The sequence below is a fragment of the Burkholderia diffusa genome (genome assembly GCF_902499115.1).
Taxonomy (GTDB): Bacteria; Pseudomonadota; Gammaproteobacteria; order Burkholderiales; family Burkholderiaceae; genus Burkholderia; species Burkholderia diffusa.
The window spans coordinates 1-8,235 of record NZ_CABVPN010000056.1 but is presented as its reverse complement, the minus strand read 5'-3'; the positions used below and the strand labels follow the sequence as shown (position 1 = coordinate 8,235).

Annotated in this window: 12 protein-coding genes and 2 pseudogenes; 11 read left to right on the top strand and 3 right to left on the bottom strand. The window is 55.7% G+C overall.

What is annotated here, in order from left to right; translation table 11 throughout:
- Positions 1–53: 53 nt before the first annotated feature.
- A pseudogene (locus BTE28158_RS32035) lies at positions 54–347 on the bottom strand (translesion DNA synthesis-associated protein ImuA); the annotation flags it as partial.
- A gap of 247 nt (positions 348–594) precedes the next feature.
- Between BTE28158_RS32035 and BTE28158_RS32030 the strand changes: the two are divergent.
- Genes BTE28158_RS32030 through BTE28158_RS32020 form a run of 3 tightly spaced genes read left to right on the top strand, consistent with a single transcriptional unit; the run spans position 595 to position 2,685 of the window.
- Positions 595–1,185, top strand: coding sequence for a hypothetical protein (locus BTE28158_RS32030; protein WP_151051983.1), 591 nt, complete (start codon positions 595–597; stop codon positions 1,183–1,185).
- Entirely contained in the window at positions 1,173–2,141 is a 969-nt protein-coding gene (locus tag BTE28158_RS32025; RefSeq protein ID WP_151051985.1) for a hypothetical protein, read from the top strand. Before BTE28158_RS32030 ends, BTE28158_RS32025 begins: the two co-directional genes overlap by 13 nt.
- Positions 2,107–2,685 (top strand): hypothetical protein, encoded by a 579-nt coding sequence (locus tag BTE28158_RS32020; RefSeq protein ID WP_151051988.1) that lies wholly within the window; start codon positions 2,107–2,109, stop codon positions 2,683–2,685. The genes BTE28158_RS32025 and BTE28158_RS32020 overlap by 35 nt, the downstream gene beginning before the upstream one ends.
- Positions 2,686–2,866: 181 nt before the next feature.
- Here the strand turns inward: BTE28158_RS32020 and BTE28158_RS32015 are convergent.
- Positions 2,867–3,777: pseudogene (locus BTE28158_RS32015) on the bottom strand (SOS response-associated peptidase family protein).
- A 127-nt stretch (positions 3,778–3,904) separates the two neighbouring features.
- Positions 3,905–4,231 (bottom strand): H-NS histone family protein, encoded by a 327-nt coding sequence (locus BTE28158_RS32010; RefSeq protein WP_151051990.1) that lies wholly within the window; start codon positions 4,229–4,231, stop codon positions 3,905–3,907.
- A gap of 412 nt (positions 4,232–4,643) precedes the next feature.
- Between BTE28158_RS32010 and BTE28158_RS32005 the strand changes: the two genes are divergently transcribed.
- From BTE28158_RS32005 to BTE28158_RS31970, 8 genes are all read left to right on the top strand, one after another.
- Positions 4,644–4,907, top strand: coding sequence for a methionyl-tRNA formyltransferase (locus tag BTE28158_RS32005; protein ID WP_151051992.1), 264 nt, complete (start codon positions 4,644–4,646; stop codon positions 4,905–4,907).
- 284 nt (positions 4,908–5,191) lie between these two features.
- Positions 5,192–5,461 (top strand): hypothetical protein, encoded by a 270-nt coding sequence (locus BTE28158_RS32000; RefSeq protein WP_151051994.1) that lies wholly within the window; start codon positions 5,192–5,194, stop codon positions 5,459–5,461.
- 27 nt (positions 5,462–5,488) lie between these two features.
- Positions 5,489–6,232, top strand: coding sequence for a hypothetical protein (locus BTE28158_RS31995; RefSeq protein WP_151051996.1), 744 nt, complete (start codon positions 5,489–5,491; stop codon positions 6,230–6,232).
- Between the two features lie 90 nt (positions 6,233–6,322).
- The gene (locus BTE28158_RS31990) at positions 6,323–6,526 is read left to right on the top strand and encodes a hypothetical protein (protein WP_151051998.1); all 204 of its coding nucleotides are present in this window, start codon (positions 6,323–6,325) and stop codon (positions 6,524–6,526) included.
- 28 nt (positions 6,527–6,554) lie between these two features.
- The gene (locus BTE28158_RS31985; RefSeq protein ID WP_151052000.1) at positions 6,555–6,764 is read left to right on the top strand and encodes a Sec-independent protein translocase family protein; all 210 of its coding nucleotides are present in this window, start codon (positions 6,555–6,557) and stop codon (positions 6,762–6,764) included.
- Between the two features lie 15 nt (positions 6,765–6,779).
- Entirely contained in the window at positions 6,780–7,037 is a 258-nt protein-coding gene (locus tag BTE28158_RS31980; protein ID WP_151052002.1) for a hypothetical protein, read from the top strand.
- Positions 7,038–7,058: 21 nt separating this feature from the next.
- Positions 7,059–7,526 carry a hypothetical protein gene (locus BTE28158_RS31975; RefSeq protein WP_151052004.1) on the top strand — a complete coding sequence of 156 codons (468 nt, stop codon included), beginning with the start codon at positions 7,059–7,061 and terminating at the stop codon, positions 7,524–7,526.
- 15 nt (positions 7,527–7,541) lie between these two features.
- Positions 7,542–7,733, top strand: coding sequence for a UBA domain-containing protein (locus tag BTE28158_RS31970; RefSeq protein ID WP_151052006.1), 192 nt, complete (start codon positions 7,542–7,544; stop codon positions 7,731–7,733).
- Positions 7,734–8,235 lie beyond the last annotated feature (502 nt).

Here is an 8,235-nt window from a genome sequence, read left to right as displayed (position 1 = left end):
GGACCGCCTCAGCCGATTCCATCCTCGAAAAGCTGCATCGACTTTGCTCGCGAATCAGCGGAACAGGACACTAGCGCCAGCGGTTGCAGCGCATGCGGCGGCTGGATCAGCATCACCGGCTTACCGGCCGCACGCGCGAGCACCGGCGCCAGCAGCCGGAGCTCACCGATTCCAGGCTGCGGCGCGAGCAGTTCGATCAGCGCGCCGGCCGGCCAACCGCCGCCGGGCAGTTCGGCCGTCAGTTCCGGATGGCCCGTATCGACGCCGCGCACGCTCGAGCGCGCCAGCTGACTGGCGCGCCAAAGGGCCGGGTGGATGACTTCAGGATGGGCGAGGGCGGGGTGCATGGGGTCGGTTACGCAAAATACTGTATGTTTGTACAGTATATGCCGGAGACAACCGACCATCCAACCCCCGTGTTTATGCTGCGAGTTGGTGCTCGTAGCGGAGCCGCTCGTGAGCGGCGAAGATCTGGCACCCAACGCGCTAAGGGGCAAGGAATATAAAACTTCGAATAGACCGACAACTTCCTTGCATTTTTATTGATACCACCTATAGTCTTGAAAAAATAACCATAGGCATGAGACCATAAAAATGAAATCGAGGGATCTTGCAATTTCGATAGCCGTCGGAGGATTGGTTATCGGTGGAACCTACGCATATCTGCGTGAAACTGATCAATCGCCTACTCGGCAGGCGTCAACTGCTGAACCTGCCTCGCGAGATGCGTCTCGCCCTCAATCGCTCAGAAAAGTAGCCCCATCGGGTACCCCGAATCCAAACGCGAGAAATTCGCTTCCGGTTGACCTCTCAACTGACCATTCAGCCTCCATCGGCGGTATTGATTCGTCGGGTACTGGCGTCCGCGATGACGTCTCAAAATATATTGAAAATCATTATCGAGATCCGGCGCAACGCACCGCGATGATGCGCTACGCCGCATCTCAAAGAAATTTCATAATGAACGGGGGGGCTCGAGAGCAAGCAGTTGCCGATATGACAAATGTGTTCAAATCGCTGGATTGTATAAGCAAGTCGATAGGGCGAAGTGGGATGGACGATTCCCAGGTCATTCTCTCGATGATGTTGAACTCTAAGGAGCGATGGCAGGCATATTCGGTAGCGATGAAGAACATGTCGGGGCACATTTATATGGAAACACCGGGGGATCCATGCAAAAACTGATTTTGGTTACGTTGCTTGCCTTCTCTTCAGTTGCATTTTCTCAGCAAGCAGACGATTCGTGTGATGCCCCCTATGAAATAGTGTATAGCAATGGGATATTGAATAATTCCGGAAATATTATTGACGGCAGAAATGCCTTGTCGTCAATGGTCGGCGCGAAATTCAATGGGGTTGCGATCTATTATGGCGTAAATCCAAATGAATCAAATGGGTTTTTGGATGATTTGATAACTGTTTATTCTCAGAAGTTATCGGAGAACCCCGGCTGGACTTGGGAAATGCTATCGCGTGTCGCGGGAGGTTTCGCTCAAAATATTGCCCCTGACGTCGTTGATGCGATCCAATCCATGATCAGCACCGTCCGGGATCAAACATCGTCCTCGTTAAATGCCAAATTTCAATCAAACTACTCTTATTTAGACGATCGTGTTTCAGACGCAGTCATGCAGACGACGGATGCCATAGTCAATAATGGTAGGCGCGTTTTACTCGTCGGCCATTCTCAAGGGAATTTATACGCAAACGCCACCCACCGACTCGTATACAAGAACCCTAAAATTAAGCCGGGAAATTTGAGGGTGGTTGGAATCGCTAATGTTGCAAATTATGTGGCTGATGGCGGCGAATATGTCACATCGAACTCAGACTTGGTTACCAAGGCATTGCGCTACGCTATACCTCAAACTTTACCAGCGAATGTTGATGTTGCGTTCAACCCCGATGACCTTTCCGGACATCTTTTGGTAGAGACCTATCTGAATCCTGGCTTTGCAGCGAGGCCTGCCGTGCTCGCAATGATTCAGCGGACCCTGCCAAATTTACGAGAACCAGATTCATCGTATGCCTATGCAATTAATCTAATCGAGTACAGGGCATATGTGAGAGATACCCCCTCCACGATGTTCGTGCCGCAAATGTGGTGTGGGGGGGCAACTCAAAATTGGAAATTGGTGTGAGGATAGTAATTTTATCGGCTATATTCGCGACCAAAATGGCGTGGAATATGACCCGCGCTTGCAGCCCGTTGAATTCGGGGCCGCTGCAGCCGCTGCGATGGCAAAAATCCAACCATACGCACCTGAGGTGTCAAACGCGGATTCTGCAATCGCCAGAATCATTACAGCTCAATGGCCCCGCGTATTGAACTTCGAAAGTGCAACATTTGATATGAGTGGCAATCAGATTGGACCATCAAAGTATGCGGCAATAGATTACGACGCAAATATGAACTTCTTGCCACTGCCTCCTGTCGATTACTACTTCCCTGACAGCAGCCAGTACACCGAGGGATTTCCGAAGGCGAATGTGGTTTATGAGACGAAACTGCGGGCCCCGCTAATGCAAACCGTGCAAAATTTAAAGGGAAAGGTTTCATTTGATGAAGGCGACATGGAGATCAAGAATATTCTGGATTTTCCGGAGTACGGAATCTTGGTTGCCCGCGTCAAACACTCTTATCGGCTCCGAATTTGTCGAGTTTTCAAGACCCAACCGGCGTAATTAACAAACTTTAGGTCTGGCGGCAATCGGGATTCTGTTCGGGGCGACAGGATGATTTTCCATGACATGGAGATCGCAGCGTGCGGGGTAGTAGACCGGAAGCTCAACGTCAAGACCCTGTCGACTGGCTCTCACTGGAAGCCAGCGGGTAACGGCCATAGTCTCGGCTCAACTGCACCGACTATGCCGCCAGCTGGTGCTCGTAGTGCGGCCGCTCGCGGTCGGCTAGGATCTCGCGCAACTGCTGGCGTCGGCTCGGATCCGGCGCCAGCCAGGCGCCAACGTTCGAGGATTTAATGGGCACGATGCATCGATCGTGTCCGGCCGCCGCTACTTCCGGCGGTGGGTCGTCGGTGATCGCCGCGAACGACCATAAGTCGTCGCGGCCCGGGATCTCGGTGCGTGTCCACAGGCAGGCCACCTGCATGTGTTGCGGCGGCGTTGGATCGAAGCGAAGCACGACGTTCTGCCCGTCGCGCTTCACGTTTTCGAAGAAAGCGTCGACGAGCACGAGGCCATGCGTGAAGCCGAAAACTTTGCGCCAGGCGGTGCTGAGTGAATCTGTGCCGCATTATATGAACCAATTTTCGTGCGCTCATCCGCTTCGGTCCAACCTGGGATGCGGCATCGATACCGCATCGGCACGACCAGGCGTTTGCCTTCAAGCTCGATCAGCACGGGTGCATACCAGCCGGGGAAGATCCGCGAATCGGGCTCCTGCAGGTCCTGCCGGCGGAGATCGTCGAGCCCGCGCGTCGCGCCAGTGATCTTGTCGGTCGCGATCCGGACGTCCTCGCTCGCCTTCTTCGTGATCTTCTCGGTCAGCTTCTTCTCAGCGGCCGCCAGCCGCGTCCGCTGCTCGAACAGTTCGGTCTCCAGCTTCTGTGTTCGCTGGTTTCGATACGCCGCGATCGCCGCAGTGATCTCGTCGTCAACACCAGCGAACGCGGCGTCGACCGCTTTCGGGATCTTGATGTCGCCAGACGCTGCGCGCGCCAAGTAGAGGCACCGGAACGTGTCGATGTCCATATCGGCGCCGTAGCGCCGCACGTACTCCCGGTAGTTGGCTTGGATCTTTGCGGAATAGCACATTGCCGCGCCCCTTAAGCACCCGTTCAGCGAGAGGGTACCGCAAGTTTTGAGTAGAGGCCCAACACCGTCGCGACGTTCGGCCGACCGTCGACCATTTTCGCCGCCTGATCGTCTCGGAGACGAGCCATCAGGCGTCCTCTCCGGGCCACCACGGTTTCGCCGCACGCTCGATTAGGTAGTCGTCGAGATTCTTGCCATCCAGCCATTTCGGTCGCGGCCCGAATCCAGACCATTGCTTACCCGAAGAGGGGTCGTAGTACTTCGCCTGCGCCCGCGATTTGCGCGATTTCCGGAAGCCTGCCGCGCGCAGCAGTTCTTCTTCGGTGATGCCGTAGAGCGCAACGCGCTCCTGGACGCCGGCCAAATACGCCTGCTTCTCGTCCTTCTTCACGTCCGCGAGTCGAATATTCAATTCGCGCAATTGCGCCTGGAGTTGCTGGAGTTCGGTGGTCACGGTCGATCGTCGAGCGGGTTGAAAGAAAAGCGAGATGGTAGCGGAATGGCGGCCCCGGTTGGATTTTTCCGAGGAAACGCGGCTTTACGCGGGTTACACTGGAAAAGAACGCCCAGCGCTTTCTCTCTCGTCACAAAACACCAAAACGAGCGTATTACGATATTGAAAGCATGGAAGCCAAACACGCTTCGTGTCTTTACGGCATCCGCAAAGGCGGATTTCGCGAACTGCCGAATCGAGCGGTCGGCACACGTCGTCGGGTGCGAGCACACGGCAACTTTCGACGTGGCTGCCTCAAAGGCCGCGGGCAAGCAGTTGATAAAGTAATCGCGGCGCAAGCCGATAATAGGAAAACAACCGGCGCGTAGGCGCCCCGCACCGGCCGGCTGCCGAAAACTGAGGAACGTAACAGATGTATAAAGCGATCATCCCGGCTACCGACTGGTATTTCGCGCACCCACGCGTGAACGAACAAGAGCGGCCCGTTGTATGGAATCTTGCGGCGTGGGGGCTGAAAGAGGACGGGGAAGTTATCGGCCTCGTTGGAGCGTTCGGCCCCCAACATGCTGCCGAAGGAAAGACTCCGCATCTCGTTTCGGTTCCTCCGGTGGCCGGTGCATATCTGCATCGCAGCCAGTTGACACCCGTCGAACTCGAACAGGCGACGAAGCGATAATCTGAGCGAGTGGTAAGAACAGCCACACCCGAATTGACGATCGCGGATGCACTGCGACCCGCGATCAATGCCCTGCGGGCCGTCGCCGAGTCGGGCGAGATGCCTTGCTGCGGTGTCGTGCCGTGAAGCGTTTCAGGCGAATGCCGAGGAACTAGGAGGGCCCGGCGCCGACGTTGTGGCCGAACGGATAGGCGGCGTCGTGCAGATGGATGGCGGTATTAGCGAAGCTCGCCATCGATGGCGAGCCCTCGTACAAATAAGCATCGGAAAACAGGAGCAAATGGATGATGATTCTTGATACCTTCCAGCACAAAGGTGCCACCGTTCATGTCCGACTTTACGACGATGGCGAGCGCTTTGTCGTGCGAGCGACCGATAGCGTGGGCAAGCCTTTCAACGGCTACGTCTACTCCGTCACCAAGCTAGACGAAATCTCGGCGACTATGGCTGCGGACCGTCATCCACTGAAAGAACTCGTGAAGACCGCGCGTTCTGATGTGGAGTCGGGGATATGGGAGCAGTACCTCGCCGCGGTAAGTGCCCTCAAAAAGTGATCGGAAAGCAGGGGGCAACGCTAGAATATGACGCGACTTACACTCACGCCGGACCTTCCTCCGCAGACCGCTGCCCTTAAGCGGTTTGAACGAACCATCGAGGAGCTTAACCACTTCTACTGGACGTTCAAGTGTTCGCTGGAATTCACGCTATCTCACATGGCCGGTAGCGCGATGGTCCCTCAAGTGCTTTCCGGACAATCAGCCTCCCACCTCAATATCCCAACCGCCAAATTCATTGCAGATGCACCAACTACCGAGCGCTTTGCTCGGTATTCGCTCCTGGTTCACGCGGTCACGACGTTTGAGGATTACCTGAAGGAAGTCCTCAGCAACTTTCTTGTGCTGAATTGGAAGTCGGATAAAACGTATAAAGTTTCTTTCCGTCCTGAGGAGATTGATCCGGGGGCTGATGTGCAGGGATGGTTGCGTCAACGGGCAGTAGAGGGCGTTGTAAGCGAGTACCTTTCCCGGACGTACCGCAAGCGATTCCCAGCGATCTGTACCCTGCTTAAAGAGCATGGGGCAAGCTGTCCCACGCCATCGCAAGCAACTCAGGACTTGGCTTCTGCTGCATGCGAAGCGAGAAACTGTATCGTACATGCGGCGGGCGTGGTCGACGCTCGAGCGGAGCGAGCGTTGGCCAGCCATATTCCGGGGATTTCTATTGGGACAGTCCTCGATGTCTCGGAAGCGCTTCTATGGCAGTTCCTGGGAGCGCTGCGCGACTCGGGACGGGCTTTGGATGTCGAAATTCGGGCACTCGTTTAACTTGCCTCGGAAAACACTTGGAAGGGCGCCGGCATGGCAAGAATTCACGCTCGAGGCGGCAGGTCGTTAGCTGGGTACGCTCACGCGGGGATGCGGATCGTCGTGGTGCGTGGGGACTACGACGCGTACCTGGTGGAGCACCTGTTTCCGCAAGGCGTTGTGCCGGAACCGGCGTTGGAGATCCCCAACGCACACGGCGCAAACCATCTCTTCGTGAAGTGCGCGGAGTACGGGAACGAAGTGGAGTGGCGCGAGTTCCCAGGCGGCGGCCACCCGTATTTCGTCGCGGCTTGACCTGTATGTCAATTGGACGGACAACAACATGGAAAATTTCAGCGTCTGGCACTGGACGATCTTGATCCTCCTTCCGATCGTCTACCTCATTCCTGCTGCACGCATTCTGCGAAAGGCAGGCTTTTCGGGCTGGCTTTGTTTGCTGTTGCTGGTACCGCCTATCAACCTGATCATGTACTGGGTCTTTGCCTTCGTCCGCTGGCCTGTTGAAGGCGCCGCCATGCGGACCACGGCTTAGGGTTTGGGGATTTAAATGGACGCAGGGGTGATATTCGGCAGGGCAGTAGCAGAGCGACGAAACGCGGATCAATGGAGAGCCTATGCGGCTCAACTCGAGGAGGCTCTTCGCGTTAGCCAAGCAAATTCGGCGGGACTAGAGGCGTTGAAAGATGCCGCGATGAAGGAGTTGCAGAGGGTCGATCCAGGGAACTACCTGCTGAAGCAGGCGAACCGCCAGCAGATTTTTGACGCCGCATTCAATTCCGTCGCTTCCAAAAAACACTCTCGCTAACCTATCGGAAAACGGAAAACAATGACAGACGAAACCGGCCCCAAGGTCGAATCTGGACCTAGCGATCTTGACGAAGTGCTGAAGCGCGTTCAGGGGCAAATTCCAGCTGAAGTGCATTCGGTTAGATCGAAAATGATCGGTGCCTACACTGCCTTTGTTGCTGCCACCTTTATCGCGTCGATCACAAACTCCGTTGCAATTGGCGGTGGGAAGCTGGTGATCTGTCTGTTCTCGCTTTCACTCCCCGCACTCGTCGGGCATCTTCTTCTTGACCGAACCGTTACCGTGATTCAACAGCGCAAGACCAGCGCATACCGCGGCGCCGCGCTGGGTTTAGGAATCTTTCCGAGCCTAATGGCTTTTGCGATTCTCATAGGCCACGTTTCCATTGTCGGCGCTGTTCTCTTCGTCGTCGGTTGCGTGTATTGGTTACTCGTCGTTGACGTCGTGACTGCTGCCGGCGCTCGTGATAAAAATTCGACAATCTGATGGGTAGGAAATGACATGGCAATCCACATTGGGACAATTCTGCGGGCATTTTCTGAATTTGGCGACGACGTTGTACCGGAGCAGGCGCTTCAGAGTCGCCTGGAGGCCATGGGTTTCAGCCCCGAAGATGTGGTGGACAGCTTGAACGATGCCATTCGTGCTGGGCACCTTTTGCAGACGGGCGTGAACTCGCTGAAGCGACCTTGAGCACGGAAAACAAAGGGAAGAAATGAGCAACCCCGCAAATGAACTGCATCAGCAATATGACTATGCGGCTCTTGAAAGCCTGCTTCATGATGCGACGCGACGCAGCACGCGGGCGAGTCGATGGCAGTTCAAGCTGTTCGTTTTAGGCGGCGTTTGCTTCGTCGTATGGAGGCTCACGGACATGCTGGGTCCTTCTGTGAGCGCAGTTAGACAGGCCGAGCAGCCGACACACGCGCGCCAGGCGCTTTACGTGGTCGGCGCTGGCGTTGTGCCAGCGAGTGCTGCTGTGAGGTCGAGTGTAGACGCGGACGGTCGCGACGCAGTATGTATTAGCGGATGGGCCTACGATCTGACATCGTCGGACGCTGTGAAGCTCAAGGCACGATATGCTGCGCCCCGACCGGATGGATTGTCGGTTCCTCAACGGAGGTATCCGGAATCTTGTGTGTGAGGCGGGTTAAGACTCAGATTCCGATGTTGAATCGTTCCGGGTAAAGCAGCG